Genomic DNA, 19627 nt, shown 5'->3' with positions numbered 1-19627 from the left:
GCTATGCAACTGACTTCTGCCGATATTTGTTTCGATCGTCAGGTCAAAACGAAAGACGAGGCGCTACAGCGTGTCGTTGCAGCCCTGACCCATGCCGGACATACGCGGGCAGACTATCTACAAGGCATGCGCGAGCGCGAGGGGCAAATCAGCACCTATCTGGGCAACGGCATTGCCATTCCCCACGGTACGCCGCACAGTCGCGACGCAGTGCTTAAAACGGGCGTTAAGGTGCTGGCTTGTCCGCAGGGGGTTGACTGGGGTGAGGAGCAAACCGCCTATCTGATTGTCGGTATCGCAGCTCAGGACAATGAGCATCTCGATATTTTGCGCCAGCTCACCCATGCTCTGGGTGATGATCGAGTACCTGAGGCGCTGACGCGCGCTGATACCCCCCAGGCGGTGCTGGAAATTCTCGCCGGCGACATTCCTCTGCCAGCAGGCGAAGAACCACAACCCGCGCCGCAATTTGACGAAGAGGCCACCTTTACCCTGCGTAATCCGCACGGGCTACATGCCCGTCCCAGCGCGGTGCTGGTGAAAGCCGTCAAGCAGTGGCGATCGCAAATCCGGGTCGAAAACCTTGATACGCGCTCCGCCATTGTTGATGCCAAGAATCTGATGCGCGTCGTATCGCTGGGCGCCAAACAGGGTCATCGTCTGCACTTTATGGCCAGCGGCAACGATGCGCAGCAGGCGTTAAAAGCCATTGGTGACGCTTTTAACGCCGGTCTCGGCGAAATTGCCGCCCAGCCGCAGCAGGTCTCCCAGGAAGCCGTCAAAACGAAACGCAGCTGGCTATCCCGAATATTTAGTTAATTTTCAATCAATTAAAAACGCCCTGTCTTCCTGGTCAGGGCGTTTTTGTCTCGAAAGACGATGCCTTTCACTGCGTTACAACACTATTTATCGATGCAGATCACAAATCAAAACAAAGCCATTTGCGACCAAAACAAAACATAACGAATATATTCGAAAGAAAACGGAGGTTGTAAATGAAAGACATTATCACTCGCCATAAGTCAGGCGAACATATCGGCATCTGTTCAGTATGTTCGGCGCATCCGCTGGTTATCGAAGCGGCGTTACGTTTCGACCTGTCGACCAACAATAAGGTGCTGATCGAAGCGACGTCCAACCAGGTGAATCAGTTTGGTGGCTACACCGGCATGCAGCCGGCCGATTTCCGCGACTTCGTCTACAACATCGCGCGTACCGTCGGTTTTCCGGCGGAGCGCATTATTCTTGGCGGCGACCATCTTGGACCGAACTGCTGGCAAGACGAACCGGCCGCCGTGGCGATGGAAAAATCAATCGACCTGATCAAAGCCTACGTCGCCGCCGGCTTTAGTAAAATCCATCTCGATGCATCAATGTCCTGTGCTGACGATCCGGTGCCGCTGGATCCAGGTGTGGTTGCTGAGCGCGCCGCTCGCTTGTGTCAGGCTGCCGAAGAGACCGCCAGCGATGAGCAAAAGCGCCACCTGACCTACGTCATCGGGACCGAAGTTCCGGTTCCCGGCGGCGAGGCCAGCACCATCGGCAGCGTACATGTCACCCGGGCGCAGGATGCCGCCGCGACGCTCGAAACCCATGAAGCCGCCTTCCGTAAACTGGGGCTCGACGCCGCGCTGGAGCGAGTTATCGCCATCGTCGTGCAGCCCGGCGTGGAGTTCGACCATACGCAAATCATTCATTACCAGCCGCAGGAAGCGAAAGCGCTCTCCGCCTGGATCGAAAGCACCCCGATGGTCTACGAAGCGCACTCCACCGACTACCAAACCCGCCAGGCTTATCGTGCGCTGGTCCGCGACCACTTCGCCATTCTGAAAGTCGGCCCGGCGCTCACCTTTGCCCTGCGTGAAGCCATCTTTGCCCTCGCCCAAATGGAAAATGAGCTGATCGCCCCGGAGTCTCGCAGTCGCGTGATGGAGGTGATCGACGAAGTGATGCTTAACGAACCCGGCTACTGGAAAAAATACTATCGCCCCACCTGGAGCCAGGCGATGGTCGATATCCACTTCAGCCTTTCCGACCGTATCCGTTATTACTGGCCGCATCCGCGTATTCGCCAAAGCGTTGAGAAACTTATCGCTAATCTGACCGACGCTAAACTACCGCTGGGGCTTATCAGCCAGTATATGCCGGTGCAGTTTGAACGACTGTCGCTGAATGAACTGAACGCCGAGCCGCACGCGCTGATCCTCGACAAAATCCAGGATGTCCTGCGTGCCTATCGCTACGGCTGTTCTTCTGAAACCGCGTGAAGTTAAGAGGATATATGAGTCAACTGTTTGTTCGTACCGGCATTCATTTCAGTTCCAGTCAGCAGGCACTGGAACACATTGGCGCAGAGATGCTGGCGCGAGGCGTCGTACATGACAGCTATCCCGCCGCCCTGCTCGAACGCGAAGCGACTTTTCCCACCGGCATCGCCCTGGAGAAGCATGCTGTCGCTATCCCGCACTGCGAAGCGATCCACGCGAAATCACCGGCCATTTACCTGATACGTCCGGACATGCCGGTCTCTTTTCAGCGCGCTGACGACGACGGCGAAATCGACGTTTCGCTCATCATCGCGCTGATTGTTGAAAACCCGGCGGCACAGCTGAAGCTGCTGCGCCGGTTATTTAGTGAGCTACAAAATCCGCACACGCTGGAGGCACTGCTCGCCGCTTCCGACGATCGGCTGCCGGTGCGGTTCCAGCAATTAATCCTTGAGCCCGAGCTTAGCGCCGTGGCTTCATAAGATACTGATAATAAAAGGGGTACCCTATGAAACGTAAAGTTATCGTCGCCTGCGGCGGTGCCGTCGCCACCTCCACGATGGCGGCAGAAGAGATTAAAGAGCTATGTGCAGACCACAATATTGAACTGGATTTGGTGCAGTGCCGGGTCAATGAAATCGAAACCTACATGGACGGGGCGGACCTGATCTGCACCACCGCGCGCGTGGAGCGGACCTTCGGCGACATTCCGGTGGTGCACGGCATGCCATTCGTCTCGGGCGTCGGCATTGAAGCCTTACAACAGAAAATCCTCGGCATCCTCGCGGAGTAAACGCCATGTTTAGCGAAATCATGCGTTATATCCTCGATCTCGGTCCGACGGTGATGCTGCCGATCGTGATCATTATCTTCTCCAAATTACTGGGGATGAAGCTCGGGGATTGTTTTAAATCCGGTCTACATATCGGGATCGGGTTTGTCGGCATCGGGCTGGTCATTGGCCTGATGCTCGACTCCATCGGCCCGGCGGCAAAGGCGATGGCGGAGCATTTCCAGATTAATCTTCACGTGATCGACATCGGTTGGCCGGGTTCATCACCGATGACCTGGGCGTCGCAAATCGCCCTGGTGGCGATCCCGGTGGCCATCGCGGTCAATATCGTGATGCTGGTTACCCGTATGACCCGCGTGGTGAATGTTGATATCTGGAACATCTGGCATATGACCTTTACCGGCGCAATGCTGCATATCGCGACCGGGTCGTACTGGATAGGTATTCTCGGCGTGGTGGTGCATGCTGCTTTTGTGTATAAGCTGGGCGATTGGTTTGCCAAAGATACCCGCGATTTCTTCGGCCTCGAGGGTATTGCGATCCCGCACGGCAGTTCGGCGTATTTAGGGCCAGTTGCCGTCCTCGTGGATACCATCATCGACAAGATCCCCGGTCTTAACCGTATTCACTTTAGCGCCGATGACATTCAGAAACGCTTCGGCCCCTTCGGTGAACCGGTTACCGTTGGCTTCGTCATGGGGCTGGTGATTGGCGCGCTGGCGGGTTACGACCTGAAGGGCATTCTTCAGCTGGCGGTGAAAACCGCAGCGGTGATGCTGCTGATGCCCCGGGTGATCAAACCGATTATGGATGGCCTCACCCCGATAGCCAAACAGGCGCGTAAACGTCTGCAGGCTAAATTCGGCGGCCAGGAATTCCTGATTGGTCTCGATCCGGCGCTGCTGCTCGGTCATACCTCGGTAGTCTCGGCCAGCCTGATTTTCATCCCGCTGACCATTCTTATCGCCGTCGTGGTCCCTGGCAACCAGGTTCTGCCATTTGGTGACCTGGCCACCATCGGCTTCTTCGTAGCGATGGCAGTGGCTGTACATCAGGGCAATCTGTTCCGCACGTTGATTTCCGGGGTCATCATTATGGGAATCACCCTGTGGATCGCCACCCAGACCATTGGCCTGCACACCCAGCTGGCGGCAAACGCCGGGGCCCTGAAAGCCGGCGGCATGGTGGCCTCAATGGACCAGGGTGGTTCGCCGATTACCTGGCTGCTGATCCAGCTCTTTACCTGGCAAAATGTGGTTGGCTTCGCGGTCATCGGCATCATCTATCTGGCCGGCGTTCTACTGACCTGGCGTCGCGCTCGCGGCTTCATCGCCGCGGAAAAAGCAGAAAAAAGCGCTGCCCCGCAACAAAGTACAGGCATGTCTTGATCTAAAAGGGGAGCGTTCGCTCCCCTGAATCTTATAGCTGGAGAATGTTATGAAATCAGTGGTAATCCATGCTGAGGGGAACGTCTGCGTTGAAGAACGCCCTATCCCCACGCTGCAAACGGAAAACGATGTCCTGGTCAAAGTGGTCAGTTCCGGGTTATGCGGCTCCGATATCCCGCGCATTTTCGCCAAAGGGGCGCATTACTACCCTATTACGCTGGGGCACGAATTCAGCGGTTATGTGGAATCCTACGGCGCGGCGGTAACCGACCTGCAGCCCGGCGATGCCGTCGCCTGCGTGCCGCTGCTGCCTTGCTTCCAGTGCCCGCAATGCCAGCGCGAGTATTTCTCTTTATGTAAACAGTATCAGTTCGTCGGCTCACGCAGCGAAGGCGGCAACGCCGAATATGTGGTGGTAAAGCGCGCCAACCTGTTCCGCCTGCCGGACCAGATGCCAATTGATGATGGCGCGTTTATAGAACCGATAACCGTTGGCCTGCACGCTTTTCATCTGGCGCAGGGCTGTGAAGGTAAAAACGTGATTATTATCGGCGCCGGCACCATCGGCCTGCTGGCGCTACAGTGCGCCCGCGAACTGGGCGCCAACAGCGTCACGGCGATCGATATCAATCCGCAGAAGCTGGAGCTGGCCAAAACCCTTGGCGCAACCCATGTGTTCAACAGTCGCGAGATGAGCGGCCAGGCGATTCAGCAGGCGCTGGAAGCCATTCAGTTCGATCAGTTAGTCCTCGAGACCGCCGGTACGCCGCAGACCGTCGCGCTGGCGATTGAGGCCGCCGGTCCGCGGGCGCAGCTGGCGCTGGTTGGCACGCTTCATCATGATTTAACCCTCCCGGCAGCCACCTTCGGGCAGATTCTGCGTAAGGAGTTGAATATTGTGGGTAGCTGGATGAACTACTCTGGCCCGTGGCCGGGAGAAGAGTGGCAAACGGCCACCCGTCTGCTGACTGAAAAACGCCTGCAGCTGGCGCCGCTGATCGCCCATCGTGGCGACGCAGAAAGCTTCGCTCGTGCAGTGCAGGCGCTCAACGGCGCGCCAATGCAAGGCAAAATCCTGCTCAAACTCTCTTGACCGCCCGAGCCAGCCATCAGCGCTGGCTCATCCAACCTTTCGAAAATTATCGTTCACCTTTCGTTACCCTTCGATTACACTGAGATGAGTTAATTATCAGGCAAATCAAGATGAACTCATTTGAACGAAGGAACAAAATTGTCGATATGGTGAATACGCAGGGTAGCGTATTGGTTCTAGACCTTTCGAATCTCTTTGGCATCTCTGAGGTAACGATCCGTGCCGATCTCCGCTTACTGGAAGAAAAAGGACTGTTAACCCGTTTTCACGGCGGCGCCGCCCGTGCGGGTAGCGACCTGACCGACGCCGAGAATCAGGAAGTGGTGCTTGAAGACCGCTATCAGCTTGCCAGCGATCCCAAAAAGCGCATCGCCCATGCCGCGGCAGCGATGATCCGTGAAGGTATGACGGTGATCCTCGATAGCGGTAGCACCACTCTTCTTATCGCCGAGGCATTAGTACGGATGACCAATATCACCGTCATCACCAACAGCCTGCCCGCCGCGTTTACTCTGGCAGAAAATAAAGATATCACCCTGGTGGTGTGCGGTGGTACCGTGCGGCACAAAACGCATTCGATGCACGGCACGATTGCCGAACGTTCGCTGCAAGGTATTTGCGCCGATTTGATGTTTGTCGGCGCCGACGGTATCGACGCCACCAATGGCATCACCACCTTTAACGAAGGCTACTCCATCAGCAGCGTGATGGCCGCCGCCGCGCATCAGGTGATCGCCGTGCTCGACGCCAGCAAATTCAATCGCCGGGGCTTTAACCAGGTACTGCCGATGGAAAAGATAGACTGCGTGATCACCGACGACGGCATTAGTGAAAATGACCGTGCAGCGTTAAGCAGCAAAAAGGTGGAACTGAAGATAGTGTAATTGCACGCTGAGTGGAACATCATGGCGGCTGGTTCTACTTAACCAGCCAGCTTCCACCTTTTTTGGCGCCTATGCGAATCAATCTCCCTTTCGCCTGTAGCCCTTGCAGATGACGCTCAACCGTACGTGCTGATATCCCCAAGATCTCCGCCAGCGCTCTCGCCGTTAATTCCGGCTTTTCGGTTAGCAAACGCAAAATTGCGTTTTCCGGTGGGGCTAATTTGACGTCGATTTCTTCCGACATTTCTTCCGACATTTCTTCCGACACGATGAATGAAGTTTCCAGACCTTCTTTCAGCGCCGCCAGGATATTTTGCAACATCCAGGTCACGAATAGCGTGCAATCACTGGTTTTATCACAAGCACCTAAAATGTCGTAATAACGTTCTTGCTGATGGTGGATCAGCGTTTCAACCGGCAGCCAGGCCAATTCCTGACGCCACTGGCTTAGAATCAACGTCTGCCATAAACGCCCCATCCGACCATTGCCATCAGCGAAAGGGTGAATGAACTCAAACTCGTAGTGAAAAACTGAACTGGCAATTAAAGGATGTAGCTCGGTGTGTTCCAGCCAACTGAGTAAATCAGCGATCAATCTTGGGACCTGGGCAGCAGGCGGAGCCATATGTATCACCTGCGTACCGCGATAAATGCCGACGTTTCCGCCACGTAAAGCGCCTGGACGATCAACCAGCCCGGTCATCAGCGTTTTATGCGCCGTCAGAAGATCGCTAATGTTTGCCGCATGCCATCCGGGCATTAATTCATAAGCACGAATGGCATTTCTCACTTCCTGAATATCCTTAGCCGGCGCCAGAACCCGTTTGCCTTCCAGCAGCGCCGTTACCTGTTCCATGCTCAGGCTATTATGTTCAATCGCGAGTGACGCCTGAATAGTACGAATGCGGTTTTCTTTACGCAGCAACGGCGATGCTTGTCCACGTTTCGCCGACCAATGCCCAAGCAATTCCCCAATCTCAACGACAAGGTTGAGGACCGAGGGTGTGATGCTAAACGGCGGTTGGTAACGGCTCATCGTTTACTCCCCCTGCTGCTCCAGGGCGTACTTATACAACGCATTTTTCTTCACGCCGTGGATTTCCGCGGCCAGCGCGGCGGCTTTCTTCAGCGGCAGCTCCGCCTGCAGCAGCGCCAGAGTACGCAGCGCGGCCGCCGGCAGCGCCTCTTCCTGAGCCTTGAAACCTTCGACGATCAGCACCATCTCGCCTTTGCGACGGTTTTCATCTTCCTTCACCCACGCCACCAGCTCACCAATCGGCGCGCCATGGATCGACTCCCAGGTTTTGGTCAGCTCACGAGCCAGCACCACATAGCGGGATTCTCCCAGTACCGCGCAGATATCCTCCAGACTCTCCACCAGACGGTGGGTCGACTCATAGAAGATAAGGGTGCGCGGCTCTTCTTCCAGCGCTTTCAGGGTATCGCGGCGGCCTTTCGATTTCGCCGGCAGGAAGCCTTCATAACAGAAACGGTCGGAAGGCAGGCCGGCGGCGCTCAGGGCGGCGATAGCCGCACAGGGGCCCGGCAGCGGCACCACGCGAATATTCGCTTCGCGGCAGGTGCGCACCAGATGGTAACCAGGATCGTTAATCAGCGGCGTGCCGGCATCGGAAACCAGCGCGATGTTTTGCCCTTCTTTCAGTTTGGCAAGCAGGGTTTCCGCCTTTTGCTGCTCATTATGGTCGTGAAGCGCAAACAAACGGGCGTTTATCGCAAAATGTTGCAGCAGCAAACCGGTATGACGGGTATCTTCCGCTGCAATTAAATCAACGGCTTGCAGCACTTCCAGTGCACGCTGCGTGATATCAGACAGATTTCCTATCGGAGTGGGCACAATATAGAGCTGCCCCTGAGAATTATCCGCTGATTCGTGTTGTTTCATTGTCTCGTCCGTATTGCCGATTTAATATTGAGCATTGAGCCAAAAAAATATCACTGGACACTTATGGTACCGTCAACATTTCTTCGTTCTAAGCCCGCGCGCTGCCTGCCCGTATTGCTGGCGACTCTTATTTTTGCTGGCTGCGGCACCCACACGCAGGATCAAAGCGCGGCGTTTATGCAGGGTACGTCGCAGGCCAACTCCAGTTTCTACTTACAGCAGATGCAGCAAAGCACGAATGATAGCAAGACCAACTGGCAATTACTCGCCATTCGTGCACTACTGCAGGAAGGGAAGAAGCAGCAGGCTATCGACCTGTTTAACCAGCTGCCGGCGAACCTGAACAGCACTCAGGCCCGTGAACAGTCGCTGCTGGCGGTGGAAGTGAAGCTGGCGCAGAACGATTATCAGGCCGCCCGTAATCTGCTGGCTAAGATCGATCCGACAAACCTTGAGCAGCCTCAGCAGGCGCGCTACTGGCAGGCGCAAATCGATGCCAGCCAGGGCAAACCATCGCTGACCCTGCTGCGCGCCTTAATCGCCCAGCAGCCGCTGCTGAGTGACGCCAAACAGCGTCAGAAAAATATTGATGCGACCTGGCAAGCGCTCACCTCGATGCCCCAGGACCAGGCCAATGCGCTGGTGATCAACGCCGATGAAAATATCCTCCAGGGCTGGCTGGATCTGCAGCGGATGTGGTTTGACAACCGCAACGATCCGACGCTACTGAAAGCGGGCGTTAAAGACTGGCAGACGCGCTATCCGCAAAACCCGGGCGCTAAAATGCTGCCGACGGCGCTTGTGAATATGCAAAACTATAAGCCCGCGTCCATCAACAAGATTGCGCTTTTTCTGCCGCTAAACGGTCAGGCGTCGATCTTCGGCCGCACTATCCAGCAGGGCTTTGAAGCCGCCAAAAACGGCGCGCCGTCGGTGACGGGCAGCGCGGTTCCCGCCCAGGTCGCCCAGGCGGCGAATGTCTCCGGTAATGATGATGTGGTGAGTCCGTCGCAGGCAGAAATCAGCGATCTTACCGCCACCGGAAGCCGCGCGGATCCGGTTCAGGCCCCGACGCAGGACCAGGCAGCGCCTGCTGCGGAACCGGCAGCCCAGGCGCCGGCAACATCCGCCACGCCGCAGACTACCGCTTCCCCGGCCACCCAGCCGGTTACCGCGCCGGCCGCACAGCCGCAGCCCGTGGTCGCAACCGCCGCTAACCCTTCTGCGGAACTGAAAATTTACGACACCACCAGCCAGCCGATAAGCCAGCTGCTCGCCCAGGCGCAGCAGGATGGCGCCACCCTGGTGGTTGGGCCGTTGCTGAAAGAAAACGTTGAAGAGGTTATCAAGAGCAACACGCCGCTCAATGTGCTGGCCCTCAACCAGCCGGAAAAAGTCGAAAGCCGCGCTAACCTCTGCTATTTCGCGCTTTCTCCGGAAGACGAAGCGCGTGACGCCGCCCGACATATCCACCAACAGGGGAAACAGACCCCGCTGCTGCTGGTTCCGCGCGGCGCGCTGGGCGATCGTGTGGTTAGCGCTTTTGCCGACGAGTGGCTGAAGCTGGGCGGCGCCAGCGTCCTGCAGCAGCGTTTTGGATCCACGGCCGAGCTGCGCGCCGGCGTGAACGGCGGCGGGGGCATTGCGCTGAGCGGCACCCCGGTCTCCACCCTGCCATCAGCGCAGAACAGCATCCTCGGCAGTGCGGATGAGATGCCGGTAAGCAGCGGCGGCAGCGTCGATGCGGCCTATATCCTCGCCACCCCGGAACAGATTGCCTATATCAAACCGATGATCGCCATGCGCAACGGCAGCCAGAGCAATGTCACCCTGTACGCCAGCTCGCGCAGCGCCCAGGGCACCGCGGGGCCGGATTTCCGTCTGGAGATGGAAGGCTTGCAGTATAGTGAGATCCCAATGCTGGCCGGCAGCAATCCGTCGCTAATGCAGCAGGCGCTGTCCGCGGTGCGTAATGACTACTCGCTGGCGCGTCTGTATGCCATGGGCGCTGACGCCTGGTCACTGGCAAATCACTTCACGCAAATGCGCCAGACGCCTGGCTTCGAGCTGAACGGCAATACCGGCGATCTGACGGCCAACCAGGATTGCGTGATTAACAGGAAACTGTCATGGCTCAAGTACCAGCAGGGAAAAATCGTTCCGGCCAGCTAAGCAAACAGACCGGCGATGCCTGGGAAAACCAGGCTCGCCGCTGGCTGGAAGGCCAGGGCCTGCGTTTTATCGCCGCCAATGCCCGCGAGCGTGGCGGCGAAATTGACCTTATCATGCGCGACGGCACGGTCACCGTTTTTATCGAAGTGCGCTACCGCCGTAGCGCCCGGTACGGTGATGCGGCAGCCAGCGTCACTCCGCAAAAACAACAACGACTGCTTAAAGCCGCCCGTTTGTGGCTCTGCCGACAGAATGGGAGCTTTGAGACTGTGGATTGCCGTTTCGATGTGGTAGCCTTCACCGGAAACGACATCCAATGGCTAAAAAACGCCTTTGGCGAATAGCGTAATACCAGAAGTAAGGGATCCCGTGCTCGACAGAATCAAAGCCTGCTTTACCGAAAGCATTCAAACCCAAATTGCCGCAGCGGAAGCACTCCCGGACGCCATCTCCCGGGCGGCGATGACGCTCGTCCAGTCCCTGCTTAACGGCAACAAAATCCTCTGTTGTGGTAATGGCACCTCCGCCGCCAACGCACAGCATTTTGCTGCCAGCATGATTAATCGCTTTGAAACGGAACGCCCTGGTTTACCTGCCATTGCACTAAATACCGATAATGTGGTCTTAACCGCCATCGCTAACGATCGCTTGCATGACGAGATCTACGCCAAGCAGGTGCGCGCCCTGGGACACGCCGGCGATGTGCTGCTGGCGATCTCTACGCGCGGAAACAGTCGGGACATCGTCAAGGCGGTGGAAGCCGCCGTGACCCGCGACATGACCATCGTCGCGTTAACCGGCTATGACGGCGGTGAGCTGGCGGGCCTGTTAGGTCAACAGGATGTCGAAATCCGCATCCCCTCCCATCGCAGCGCGCGTATCCAGGAGATGCACATGCTGACCGTCAACTGTCTGTGCGATTTGATAGATAACACTCTTTTTCCACACCAGGACGATTAAGGAGAACACATGAAGGCTCTCTCGCCCCTCGCCATCCTGCTTTCTGCACTACTGCTGCAGGGCTGCGTTGCCGCCGCGGTAGTCGGAACGGCAGCAGTCGGCACCAAAGCCGCAACGGACCCGCGTACGGTGGGAACCCAGGTCGATGACAGTACCCTGGAACTGCGCGTCAATAGCGCCTTGTCGAAAGATGAACAGATTAAGAAACAGGCCCGTATCAACGTCACCGCTTATCAGGGCAAAGTCCTGCTGACCGGCCAGTCGCCGACGCCGGACCTCTCCGCGCGCGCCAAGCAAATCGCCATGGGCGTGGAAGGGACCACGGAAGTGTTTAATGAAGTGCGCCAGGGCCAGCCGATTGGTTTAGGCACCGCCTCGTCTGATACCTGGATTACCACCAAGGTGCGTTCGCAGCTCCTGAGCACCGATCAGGTCAAATCCTCGAACGTGAAAGTAACCACGGAAAACAGCGAAGTCTTCCTGATGGGGCTGGTGACCGACCGCGAAGGCCGGGCGGCGGCGGATATTGCCAGCCGGGTAAGCGGCGTATCCCGGGTGACCACCGCCTTTACCTACATTAAATAAAGCTGCAGTTTCCCGGCTGGCGCTGCGCTTAGCCGGGCTACCGCCCCCTGTACGTTGTGTGCCGGGTAAGGCGTAGCCGCCACCCGGCATCCAATCCGGCTATGCGTACGTTTACGGCAAACTACACCAGCGCCAGCGCACCGACAATCGCCCCGCACAGCGCCACCAGTCCGCCCGTCAGCCACAGCGCTTTGGCCGGGAAGGCTTTACGCAGCATAATCAGCGACGGCACGCTCACTGCCGGCAGTGTGATGAGCAGCGCCAGCGCGGGCGCCGTCCCCATACCCGCCAGCATCATTGTCTGCACAATCGGAATTTCCGCCGCGGTAGGGATCACAAACAGGCAGCCGGCGATCGCCATCGCGATAACCCAGAACAACGTATTATCCACCACGCCATCGGCGTGCGGGAACAGCCAGACGCGCGCCGCTCCCAGCACCAGCACCGCGAGGATATAAACCGGGATCGTGTTCCAGAACAGCGTCCACAGCGCCCGCAGCCAGCGACTAAAGAAGCCGCCCTGAGTCGCCTCCGCCTGTACATCTGGCACCGCTACCGGCTGCGTCGCCGCCTCTTTCACCCATTTCTGCACCAGCGTCGCCACAGTTAATACTGTCGCCAGGCCCGCCACCAGGCGAACCAGCGCAAACTGCCAGCCCAGAACAAAGCCCATAAACACCAGCGTCGCCGGGTTGAGCAGCGGGTTCCCCATCCAGAACGCCAGCGCCCCGCCCATCGACACCTGCTGTTTGCGCATCCCGGCCGTGACCGGCGCGGCGCAGCAGGTGCACATCATGCCGGGCAGCGAGAAAATCGCTCCCAGCAGCGTGCCCTGAAACCGCGATTGTCCCAGGGTGCGTAGCAGCCAGTCGCGCGGAATGAGTATCTGAATCAATGACCCGAGCAGCACGCCGAGCACCGCCGCTTTCCAGACGGCAAGGAAGTAAACCATCGCATAGTCCCACGCCGCCATCAGCGGGTTAGCGTCGGCCTGGGCAAGAATGGATTTACCGATACTGTGGGTTTCCGCAGCGGTGAAGGCTTTCCCGTAGTACGGCTGCCATTTGACGTACCACAGACCAACAATCACGACGAGAAAGAAAAGCGCGGGTTTCCACCATTGAAATGGTGACGCCGCCTGAGATGAAGACTGACCAGCCATAGCATTCCCCAGCAAGAAATGTGGATATGAATTGAAGCCGTGAATACTACGCCGGAAGCCTGCGTTTGCAAACCGCTATTCAGCCTGCCGCGCGGCGCGCTCCCGTAGTTCCGATGATGACAGAATTCGCACCCCTTCGTGGGTGGGCGACAGCGCCTCCGCCAGCAGGGCGATCGCCACATCGCGGGCCGCAATGGATTTCCAGTTCCCCGGCAAGAGCCGGAACAATGGTGCGAGGAAGGTCTCATTGGCCCGCTTTTTTTCCCGCTCGCCTGACAGCATCGACGGCCTGGCGATGGTCAGCCGCGGCCAGTCTTGCTCAATCAGCGCCGCCTCCATTTCCCCCTTCACCCGATTGTAGAAAAACGGCGAGTGGGCGTTGGCGCCCATCGCGCTAACCACCAGCATATGTTGCGCACCCAGTCGTTTGCCGGTCAGCGCGGTATCAACCACCAGCGTGTAGTCAGCATGGACGAAGGCCTCTTTGCTCCCGGCCTCCCGGCGCGTCGTTCCCAGGCAACAGAAGACGATATCCACCGGGTCAACCACCTGCGCCAGGGCATCGGTCAGCTGGGGATCGTGAGGATTAAAGACACCTTCCGCTGGCGCCAGCGGGCGACGCGTCGGCGCGGCGATGGTGCTTATACGGGGCTCATTCTGCAGCAGCCGGAGTAAGTGACCGCCAACTAACCCGGTCGCGCCGGTTAATAATACCTGACTCATTGGTTCTCCTTTACAGAATTCTCCGCCTTGCACTTTCGGGCTCATGTTCCAGGCTTAATACCTTACAAGGTAAGTATCCACCATCATCATGGAATTACCTCATTGACCATCCAGACAGTGGAGGAAGCATGAGTAAAAAGATAGCCGTCCTCATTACCGACGACTTTGAAGATTCTGAATTTACCTCTCCCGCCGAAGCCTTTAAGCTCGCCGGGCATCAGGTCATCACGATCGAAAAGCAGGCTGGCAAAACGGTGAAGGGTAAGCAGGGAGAAGCCGAGGTCGCCATCGACAGAGCCATCGATGACGTCACACCGGGTGAATTTGATGCCTTATTGCTGCCCGGGGGCTACTCTCCCGACCAGCTGCGTGGTGATGAACGCTTCGTCACCTTTACCCGCGATTTTGTCAACGGCGGTAAGCCGGTGTTTGCCATCTGCCACGGCCCGCAGCTGCTGATCAGCGCCGATGTGATCCGCGGACGTAAGCTCACGGCGGTGAAACCGATTGTGGTGGATGTGAAAAACGCCGGGGGCGAGTTTTACGACCAGGAGGTGGTGGTCGATAACGAACAGCTGGTCACCAGCAGAACGCCGGACGATCTGCCGGCCTTCAATCGCGAAGCGCTACGCCTGCTCGGCGCCGGCATCACGCCGCCAGTGTAATTTTTTCCCGAAACCCAGCGTGTTGTCGGTAAATTTGATTTCGTCCGGACGAATCTCCCATACCGGCGCCGACAGCATGCGGGCCACCGGGAAGCGCTTGACGTAGCGCTGGCGCATTCGCGCCTCTTCGTCACCGCTCAGACGACGGATCTCGCCTTTGAACTGCACGCCGCGGATCAGGGCCACCGTTTTTGGCTGGCCGTTAACCGTGCCGGCCACCTTCGCCCTCTGTCCGGTCATCTGGCCATGGCGGGTGTGCTCCTCGCTGAGCAGATAAAAGGCCACGGTATCCGGGTCATAGACGTAAAAGGCATTCGCGCACCACAGCTCGTCTTCACGGGAGACGCACCAGGTGACGACGTGCTGTTTACTCAGCCAGCGACCAATGGCGGCAAGCGTATCCATCTTTCTTCTCCATTATGCTATGGTGCACACACCTTACCATAGTGACTTTGTGACCGTGTGCTGGTTTCTGTATCTCATTCGAACCGCGGATAATCGCCTTTATACCGGCATCACCACCGACGTGCCACGCCGCTTTCGCCAGCATCAGGCGGGAAAAGGCGCAAAGGCGTTGCGCGGCAAAGGCGACCTGCAGCTGGCCTTTAGCCACGAAGTTGGTGAACACTCACTTGCATTGCGACTGGAATATCGCGTCAAGCAGCTAACGAAGCGCGAAAAAGAGCGCCTCGTTGCCGGAGAGGATGCCTTCGAAACCCTGCTGGCAAGGCTTAAAGACGATTAAAGTGCTCGCTGTATTCTACCTGGCCATGGACGCCGTCGAGGGCGTCATCCGCCAGACGGTGAACCTGGAACGCCTCGGCGCTGTCCGGCCAGCGGCAGCGGAGATCGAAGCGCGCGGCCGGTTCAAAGCCGAAGCGACGGTATAAATCCGGGTCGCCCAGCGTCACCACCGCGGCGTAGCCAAACTCATTCAGCGAGTCCAGCCCTTCATAAACCAGCTGCCGACCAATGCCCTGTCCGCGGTAGCGTTCATCTACCGCCAGCGGCGCCAGGCCGACCCACTGCAGCTCTTCACCTTCCACCGCCACCGGGCTGAAGGCAACGTAGCCGATCACCTGGCCTTCATCATCCGTCGCCACTACCCCCAGCGTGATCAGTCCATCTTCACGCAGATCGTGCACCAGCTGCGCTTCGGCATCGCGGCCGAAGGTACGACGCAGCAGCGCGTCGATTCCCGGTGCATCAATCCCAATCTCCACTCGAATCAGCATGCCTCACCTACCGATGTCTGTTCAGGTTTCTGCGGGCTCTTCAGTCCAGCTTCGACAAAATCCGCCAGTTGCAGCAACATCACGCGCAGCGCTTTTGGCATCTGCTCGAGCTCAATGGCGTCCATCAAATTTTTTACATACAGTCCCAGCTCCGTATCGCCTTCAATGACCAGACGACGCTGGAAGAATAGCGTATCCGGATCCTGCTTGCGCGCGGCGATCATTAACAGATCGCTGGCGTCGGCGCTGAAGCTGACGTCGGCGTCGGCCTGCTGGCTGACCACCAGTCGACCATCGACTACCGAGGTATACCACAGCAGACCGATGTCACGCACATGAATACTTAACCAACGCCCCTCAAGAAACTCCAGCTCCCCCTCCGCCAGCGCCTGGCGAAACTGCCAGCTCAGCACTTGCTCCAGCACCTGGCGCTTGAGGGCAAAAGGCGCCAGCTTAACCGGCACGCTCATTAAAGACGGGCCAAAGTGGACCAGCCGGGAACGCAGTTTATCCAACACAAGCTTTACTCCATGAATGCAATAGTTCCGCTATTGTGCCATATCACATAAACAACATAGCGGCGTAAATCAACAAAAACGCGATGACGGCCGCCAGTTATTGGCGCCGCCAATACACTTTTAACTGCCTCAAATCAAAAATTGTCACCAGAAGGTTAACTAAAATCCCTGCTCGTTAACCATTCAGCGTCCCTGACGGGCCGCATTTTTCAGGAAAAATTATGGAGCTGCTCTGCCCAGCCGGTAACCTTCCGGCGCTTAAGGCGGCCATCGAAAACGGCGCCGATGCCGTCTATATCGGGCTGAAAGATGATACCAACGCCCGCCACTTTGCCGGCCTTAATTTCACCGAAAAGAAACTGCAGGAAGCCGTCAGCTTTGTGCATCAGCACCGTCGTAAGCTGCATATCGCCATCAATACCTTCGCTCATCCCGACGGCTACGCCCGCTGGCAGCGAGCAGTGGATATGGCCGCTCAACTGGGCGCCGATGCGCTCATTCTGGCCGATATCGCCATGCTGGAGTACGCTGCGGAACGTTACCCACACATTGAGCGTCACGTTTCGGTGCAGGCTTCCGCCACCAATGAAGAGGCCATTCGCTTCTATCATCGCAACTTCGACGTCGCGCGCGTCGTACTGCCGCGCGTGTTGTCTATTCATCAGGTGAAACAGTTGGCCCGCGCCACGCCGGTGCCGCTGGAAGTCTTCGCCTTCGGCAGCCTGTGCATCATGGCGGAAGGCCGCTGCTATCTCTCTTCCTACCTGACCGGCGAATCGCCCAACACCGTCGGCGCCTGTTCGCCTGCCCGCTTCGTACGCTGGCAGCAAACGCCGCAGGGGCTGGAATCGCGTCTCAATGAAGTGCTGATTGACCGTTATCAGGATGGCGAAAATGCCGGTTATCCGACGCTGTGCAAAGGCCGCTACCTGGTTGATGGCGAGCGCTATCACGCGCTGGAGGAGCCCACCAGCCTCAACACCCTGGAACTGTTGCCGGAATTGATGGCCGCCAATATCGCCTCGGTGAAAATCGAAGGCCGTCAGCGCAGCCCGGCTTACGTGACCCAGGTGGCGAAAGTCTGGCGCCAGGCGATCGATCGCTGCAAAGCCGATCCGCAGAATTTCGTACCGCAGTCCGCCTGGATGGAGATCCTGGGCGCCATGTCCGAGGGGACACAAACTACCCTTGGCGCTTATCACCGTAAATGGCAGTGAGAAACATGAAATATTCATTAGGGCCGGTGCTGTACTACTGGCCAAAAGAGACGCTGGAAGATTTTTACCAGCAGGCGGCAAACTGCAGCGCCGACACCATTTATCTCGGCGAAGCGGTATGCAGCAAACGCCGCGCCACCAAAGTTGGCGACTGGATCGAAATGGCGAAAACGCTGGCCGCTAGCGGCAAGCAGGTGGTGCTCTCCACTCTCGCGCTGGTGCAGGCCTCTTCTGAACTGGGCGAGCTGAAGCGCTATGTCGATAACGGCGAATTTCTGATTGAGGCCAGTGATTTGGGCGTGGTAAATCTCTGCGCCGAACGCAAGCTACCATTCGTCGCCGGGCATGCGCTGAACTGCTACAACGCCGTTACCCTGCGCCTGCTGCGGAAACAGGGCATGGTGCGCTGGTGCATGCCGGTGGAACTCTCCCGCGACTGGCTGGCTAATTTACTGACCCAGTGCGAAGAGCTGGGTATCCGCAACCAGTTTGAAGTCGAAGTGCTGAGCTACGGCCATCTGCCGCTGGCTTATTCCGCGCGCTGCTTTACCGCCCGCTCGGAAGACCGGCCAAAGGACGAGTGCGAAACCTGCTGCATCAAGTACCCTACCGGGCGCAGCATGCTGTCGCAGGAGAACCAGCAGGTGTTCGTGCTCAATGGTATTCAGACCATGAGCGGCTACGTCTATAACCTGGGCAATGAGCTGACCTCCATGCACGGCCTGGTGGATATGGTGCGCCTGTCGCCGATGGGCAACGAGACCTTCGCCATGCTCGAGGCCTTCCGCGCCAACGAAAACGGCGCTGCGCCGCTGGATCTCACCAGCAATAGCGATTGCAACGGCTACTGGAAACGATTGCCAGGACTGGTGCTTCAGGCCTGATAAACCGCTCACTTTGTTAACAACAGTGCTCAGATTTTAATGCATTATTAAAGATGCAGCTTTTCTGGCTGGCGCGTCCAGGATGCGCCAGGCTGGAAGAAGACCTTCAATCTGATGACGATGCTGTAGCAAAGTGAGCCTTTATGACTGACAAATCTGTTCCATTCTCGGTGCTCGATCTGGCGCCGATCCCGCAAGGATCTTCTGCCAAAGAAGCTTTTACCCACTCTCTGGATCTCGCCCAGCTGGCCGAATCGCGCGGCTATCATCGCTACTGGCTGGCGGAGCACCATAATATGGTCGGCATTGCCAGCGCAGCGACCTCGGTGCTGATTGGCTATCTCGCCGCCAACACCACCACCCTGCATCTCGGGTCCGGCGGCGTGATGCTGCCTAACCACTCTCCACTGGTGATAGCTGAGCAGTTCGGCACCCTGAACACCCTTTACCCCGGGCGGATCGACCTCGGCCTTGGCCGCGCGCCGGGCAGCGATCAGCCGACCATGCGCGCCCTGCGTCGCCATATGAGCGGCGATGTCGATAATTTCCCGCGCGATGTAGCGGAACTGGTGGACTGGTTTGACGCCCGCGATCCGAACCCGCACGTGCGCCCGGTTCCCGGCTACGGGGAGCGCATTCCAGTATGGCTGCTGGGCTCAAGCCTCTATAGCGCGCAACTGGCGGCGCAACTCGGCCTGCCGTTTGCCTTCGCCTCGCACTTCGCGCCGGATATGTTGTTCCAGGCCCTGCATCTGTATCGCAGCAATTTCAAACCTTCGGCGCGGCTGGAAAAACCGTACGCGATGGTGTGTATCAATATCATCGCCGCCGACAGCAACCGCGATGCGGAGTTTCTCTTCACCTCCATGCAGCAGGCGTTTGTGAAGCTGCGTCGCGGCGAGACCGGGCAGTTGCCGCCGCCGGTGGAAAATATGCATCAGCTGTGGTCAGCGTCCGAGCAGTATGGTGTGCAGCAGGCACTGAGCATGTCGCTGGTCGGCGATAAAACTAAAGTCCGCCATGGGCTAGAGTCGATTCTGCGTGAAACCGAGGCGGACGAAATCATGGTCAATGGCCAGATCTTCGACCACCAGGCGCGTCTGCATTCTTTCGATTTAGCGATGCAGGTGAAAGAGGAGCTGTTGGGGTAACACACACGTCAGCCCGGTGGACGTCGC

General features: G+C 57.8%; 23 protein-coding genes. 16 read left to right on the top strand and 7 right to left on the bottom strand.

Annotation, left to right across the window (positions count from 1 at the left end):
* The first annotated feature begins 3 nt into the window (after positions 1-3).
* From LPQ25_RS02895 to LPQ25_RS02865, 7 genes are all read left to right on the top strand, one after another.
* Positions 4-819, top strand: coding sequence for an HPr family phosphocarrier protein (locus LPQ25_RS02895; protein WP_002918068.1), 816 nt, complete (start codon positions 4-6; stop codon positions 817-819).
* A gap of 176 nt (positions 820-995) precedes the next feature.
* Positions 996-2267, top strand: coding sequence for a tagatose-bisphosphate aldolase subunit GatZ (gatZ, locus tag LPQ25_RS02890; RefSeq protein WP_002918071.1), 1272 nt, complete (start codon positions 996-998; stop codon positions 2265-2267).
* Between the two features lie 14 nt (positions 2268-2281).
* Entirely contained in the window at positions 2282-2749 is a 468-nt protein-coding gene (gatA, locus tag LPQ25_RS02885) for a PTS galactitol transporter subunit IIA (RefSeq protein ID WP_002918116.1), read from the top strand.
* 26 nt (positions 2750-2775) lie between these two features.
* Positions 2776-3060 carry a PTS galactitol transporter subunit IIB gene (gene gatB / locus LPQ25_RS02880; protein WP_002918119.1) on the top strand — a complete coding sequence of 95 codons (285 nt, stop codon included), beginning with the start codon at positions 2776-2778 and terminating at the stop codon, positions 3058-3060.
* Between the two features lie 5 nt (positions 3061-3065).
* Positions 3066-4448 carry a galactitol-specific PTS transporter subunit IIC gene (locus LPQ25_RS02875; protein WP_002918121.1) on the top strand — a complete coding sequence of 461 codons (1383 nt, stop codon included), beginning with the start codon at positions 3066-3068 and terminating at the stop codon, positions 4446-4448.
* 49 nt (positions 4449-4497) lie between these two features.
* Positions 4498-5541 (top strand): galactitol-1-phosphate 5-dehydrogenase, encoded by a 1044-nt coding sequence (gatD, locus tag LPQ25_RS02870; protein WP_014906878.1) that lies wholly within the window; start codon positions 4498-4500, stop codon positions 5539-5541.
* 110 nt (positions 5542-5651) lie between these two features.
* On the top strand, positions 5652-6425 hold the full coding sequence (locus LPQ25_RS02865) for a DeoR/GlpR family DNA-binding transcription regulator (RefSeq protein ID WP_002918124.1): 774 nt from the start codon (positions 5652-5654) through the stop codon (positions 6423-6425).
* A gap of 34 nt (positions 6426-6459) precedes the next feature.
* On the opposite strand, the gene LPQ25_RS02860 is transcribed toward LPQ25_RS02865, so the two are convergent.
* Both LPQ25_RS02860 and rsmI read right to left on the bottom strand, forming a co-directional pair.
* Positions 6460-7350, bottom strand: a complete 891-nt coding sequence (locus LPQ25_RS02860; RefSeq protein ID WP_004150941.1) for a Fic family protein — start codon at positions 7348-7350, stop codon at positions 6460-6462.
* A gap of 114 nt (positions 7351-7464) precedes the next feature.
* A complete protein-coding gene (gene rsmI, locus LPQ25_RS02855) occupies positions 7465-8328 on the bottom strand; it encodes a 16S rRNA (cytidine(1402)-2'-O)-methyltransferase (RefSeq protein WP_004144878.1) in 864 nt (287 codons plus the stop codon).
* A gap of 63 nt (positions 8329-8391) precedes the next feature.
* On the opposite strand from rsmI, the gene LPQ25_RS02850 reads away from it, so the two are divergent.
* The 4 genes from LPQ25_RS02850 to dolP are packed head-to-tail and all read left to right on the top strand — an operon-like array spanning position 8392 to position 12045.
* Positions 8392-10500: a penicillin-binding protein activator gene (locus LPQ25_RS02850; protein WP_014906877.1), complete on the top strand. Its 2109-nt coding sequence runs from the start codon at positions 8392-8394 to the stop codon at positions 10498-10500.
* The gene (locus tag LPQ25_RS02845; protein ID WP_002918206.1) at positions 10458-10844 is read left to right on the top strand and encodes a YraN family protein; all 387 of its coding nucleotides are present in this window, start codon (positions 10458-10460) and stop codon (positions 10842-10844) included. Before LPQ25_RS02850 ends, LPQ25_RS02845 begins: the two co-directional genes overlap by 43 nt.
* A 25-nt stretch (positions 10845-10869) precedes the next feature.
* Positions 10870-11460: a DnaA initiator-associating protein DiaA gene (gene diaA, locus LPQ25_RS02840; protein WP_002918211.1), complete on the top strand. Its 591-nt coding sequence runs from the start codon at positions 10870-10872 to the stop codon at positions 11458-11460.
* 9 nt (positions 11461-11469) lie between these two features.
* Positions 11470-12045: a division/outer membrane stress-associated lipid-binding lipoprotein gene (dolP, locus tag LPQ25_RS02835; RefSeq protein WP_002918214.1), complete on the top strand. Its 576-nt coding sequence runs from the start codon at positions 11470-11472 to the stop codon at positions 12043-12045.
* A 121-nt stretch (positions 12046-12166) separates the two neighbouring features.
* Here the strand turns inward: dolP and LPQ25_RS02830 are convergent, their stop codons facing one another.
* Positions 12167-13207 (bottom strand): permease, encoded by a 1041-nt coding sequence (locus LPQ25_RS02830; RefSeq protein ID WP_014906876.1) that lies wholly within the window; start codon positions 13205-13207, stop codon positions 12167-12169.
* A 75-nt stretch (positions 13208-13282) separates the two neighbouring features.
* The gene (locus LPQ25_RS02825) at positions 13283-13930 is read right to left on the bottom strand and encodes an NAD(P)H-binding protein (RefSeq protein WP_004181410.1); all 648 of its coding nucleotides are present in this window, start codon (positions 13928-13930) and stop codon (positions 13283-13285) included.
* Positions 13931-14058: 128 nt separating this feature from the next.
* Between LPQ25_RS02825 and LPQ25_RS02820 the strand changes: the two genes are divergently transcribed.
* Positions 14059-14595, top strand: coding sequence for a type 1 glutamine amidotransferase domain-containing protein (locus tag LPQ25_RS02820; RefSeq protein WP_002918221.1), 537 nt, complete (start codon positions 14059-14061; stop codon positions 14593-14595).
* On the opposite strand, the gene LPQ25_RS02815 is transcribed toward LPQ25_RS02820, so the two are convergent.
* Entirely contained in the window at positions 14557-15000 is a 444-nt protein-coding gene (locus tag LPQ25_RS02815) for a YhbP family protein (protein ID WP_002918223.1), read from the bottom strand. The genes LPQ25_RS02820 and LPQ25_RS02815 overlap by 39 nt on opposite strands.
* A 49-nt stretch (positions 15001-15049) precedes the next feature.
* Here LPQ25_RS02815 and LPQ25_RS02810 point away from each other — a divergent pair, with 49 nt between their 5' ends.
* The gene (locus LPQ25_RS02810) at positions 15050-15340 is read left to right on the top strand and encodes a GIY-YIG nuclease family protein (protein WP_002918226.1); all 291 of its coding nucleotides are present in this window, start codon (positions 15050-15052) and stop codon (positions 15338-15340) included.
* Here LPQ25_RS02810 and LPQ25_RS02805 read toward each other — a convergent pair.
* Together LPQ25_RS02805 and ubiT are read right to left on the bottom strand one after the other, a co-directional pair.
* A complete protein-coding gene (locus LPQ25_RS02805; RefSeq protein WP_002918229.1) occupies positions 15327-15830 on the bottom strand; it encodes a GNAT family N-acetyltransferase in 504 nt (167 codons plus the stop codon). The genes LPQ25_RS02810 and LPQ25_RS02805 overlap by 14 nt on opposite strands.
* Positions 15824-16348, bottom strand: a complete 525-nt coding sequence (gene ubiT / locus LPQ25_RS02800) for a ubiquinone anaerobic biosynthesis accessory factor UbiT (protein ID WP_002918231.1) — start codon at positions 16346-16348, stop codon at positions 15824-15826. The genes LPQ25_RS02805 and ubiT overlap by 7 nt, the downstream gene beginning before the upstream one ends.
* Positions 16349-16569: 221 nt before the next feature.
* Between ubiT and ubiU the strand changes: the two genes are divergently transcribed.
* From ubiU to LPQ25_RS02785, 3 genes are all read left to right on the top strand, one after another.
* On the top strand, positions 16570-17565 hold the full coding sequence (gene ubiU, locus LPQ25_RS02795; protein ID WP_014906874.1) for a ubiquinone anaerobic biosynthesis protein UbiU: 996 nt from the start codon (positions 16570-16572) through the stop codon (positions 17563-17565).
* A 5-nt stretch (positions 17566-17570) separates the two neighbouring features.
* Positions 17571-18449, top strand: coding sequence for a U32 family peptidase (locus LPQ25_RS02790; protein WP_002918233.1), 879 nt, complete (start codon positions 17571-17573; stop codon positions 18447-18449).
* Positions 18450-18592: 143 nt separating this feature from the next.
* Positions 18593-19600 carry a luciferase-like monooxygenase gene (locus tag LPQ25_RS02785; RefSeq protein WP_004144889.1) on the top strand — a complete coding sequence of 336 codons (1008 nt, stop codon included), beginning with the start codon at positions 18593-18595 and terminating at the stop codon, positions 19598-19600.
* Positions 19601-19627: the final 27 nt, after the last annotated feature.

The organism is Klebsiella sp. KPN54798 (genome assembly GCF_021184225.1).
In the GTDB taxonomy this organism is placed as follows: Bacteria; Pseudomonadota; Gammaproteobacteria; order Enterobacterales; family Enterobacteriaceae; genus Klebsiella; species Klebsiella pneumoniae.
The sequence above is the reverse complement of the archived record's forward strand: the minus strand, read 5'-3'. Positions and strand labels throughout refer to the sequence as shown.

Excerpts from the sequence above, each read along its gene's own strand:
- LPQ25_RS02895 (WP_002918068.1), top strand. The coding sequence starts at position 4 with ATGCAACTGACTTCTGCCGATATTTGTTTCGATCGTCAGGTCAAAACG.
- gatZ (WP_002918071.1), top strand. The coding sequence starts at position 996 with ATGAAAGACATTATCACTCGCCATAAGTCAGGCGAACATATCGGCATC.
- gatA (WP_002918116.1), top strand. The coding sequence starts at position 2,282 with ATGAGTCAACTGTTTGTTCGTACCGGCATTCATTTCAGTTCCAGTCAG.
- gatB (WP_002918119.1), top strand. The coding sequence starts at position 2,776 with ATGAAACGTAAAGTTATCGTCGCCTGCGGCGGTGCCGTCGCCACCTCC.
- LPQ25_RS02875 (WP_002918121.1), top strand. The coding sequence starts at position 3,066 with ATGTTTAGCGAAATCATGCGTTATATCCTCGATCTCGGTCCGACGGTG.
- gatD (WP_014906878.1), top strand. The coding sequence starts at position 4,498 with ATGAAATCAGTGGTAATCCATGCTGAGGGGAACGTCTGCGTTGAAGAA.
- LPQ25_RS02865 (WP_002918124.1), top strand. The coding sequence starts at position 5,652 with ATGAACTCATTTGAACGAAGGAACAAAATTGTCGATATGGTGAATACG.
- rsmI (WP_004144878.1), bottom strand. The coding sequence starts at position 8,328 with ATGAAACAACACGAATCAGCGGATAATTCTCAGGGGCAGCTCTATATT.
- LPQ25_RS02850 (WP_014906877.1), top strand. The coding sequence starts at position 8,392 with ATGGTACCGTCAACATTTCTTCGTTCTAAGCCCGCGCGCTGCCTGCCC.
- LPQ25_RS02845 (WP_002918206.1), top strand. The coding sequence starts at position 10,458 with ATGGCTCAAGTACCAGCAGGGAAAAATCGTTCCGGCCAGCTAAGCAAA.
- dolP (WP_002918214.1), top strand. The coding sequence starts at position 11,470 with ATGAAGGCTCTCTCGCCCCTCGCCATCCTGCTTTCTGCACTACTGCTG.
- LPQ25_RS02830 (WP_014906876.1), bottom strand. The coding sequence starts at position 13,207 with ATGGCTGGTCAGTCTTCATCTCAGGCGGCGTCACCATTTCAATGGTGG.
- LPQ25_RS02825 (WP_004181410.1), bottom strand. The coding sequence starts at position 13,930 with ATGAGTCAGGTATTATTAACCGGCGCGACCGGGTTAGTTGGCGGTCAC.
- LPQ25_RS02820 (WP_002918221.1), top strand. The coding sequence starts at position 14,059 with ATGAGTAAAAAGATAGCCGTCCTCATTACCGACGACTTTGAAGATTCT.
- LPQ25_RS02815 (WP_002918223.1), bottom strand. The coding sequence starts at position 15,000 with ATGGATACGCTTGCCGCCATTGGTCGCTGGCTGAGTAAACAGCACGTC.
- LPQ25_RS02805 (WP_002918229.1), bottom strand. The coding sequence starts at position 15,830 with ATGCTGATTCGAGTGGAGATTGGGATTGATGCACCGGGAATCGACGCG.
- ubiU (WP_014906874.1), top strand. The coding sequence starts at position 16,570 with ATGGAGCTGCTCTGCCCAGCCGGTAACCTTCCGGCGCTTAAGGCGGCC.
- LPQ25_RS02790 (WP_002918233.1), top strand. The coding sequence starts at position 17,571 with ATGAAATATTCATTAGGGCCGGTGCTGTACTACTGGCCAAAAGAGACG.
- LPQ25_RS02785 (WP_004144889.1), top strand. The coding sequence starts at position 18,593 with ATGACTGACAAATCTGTTCCATTCTCGGTGCTCGATCTGGCGCCGATC.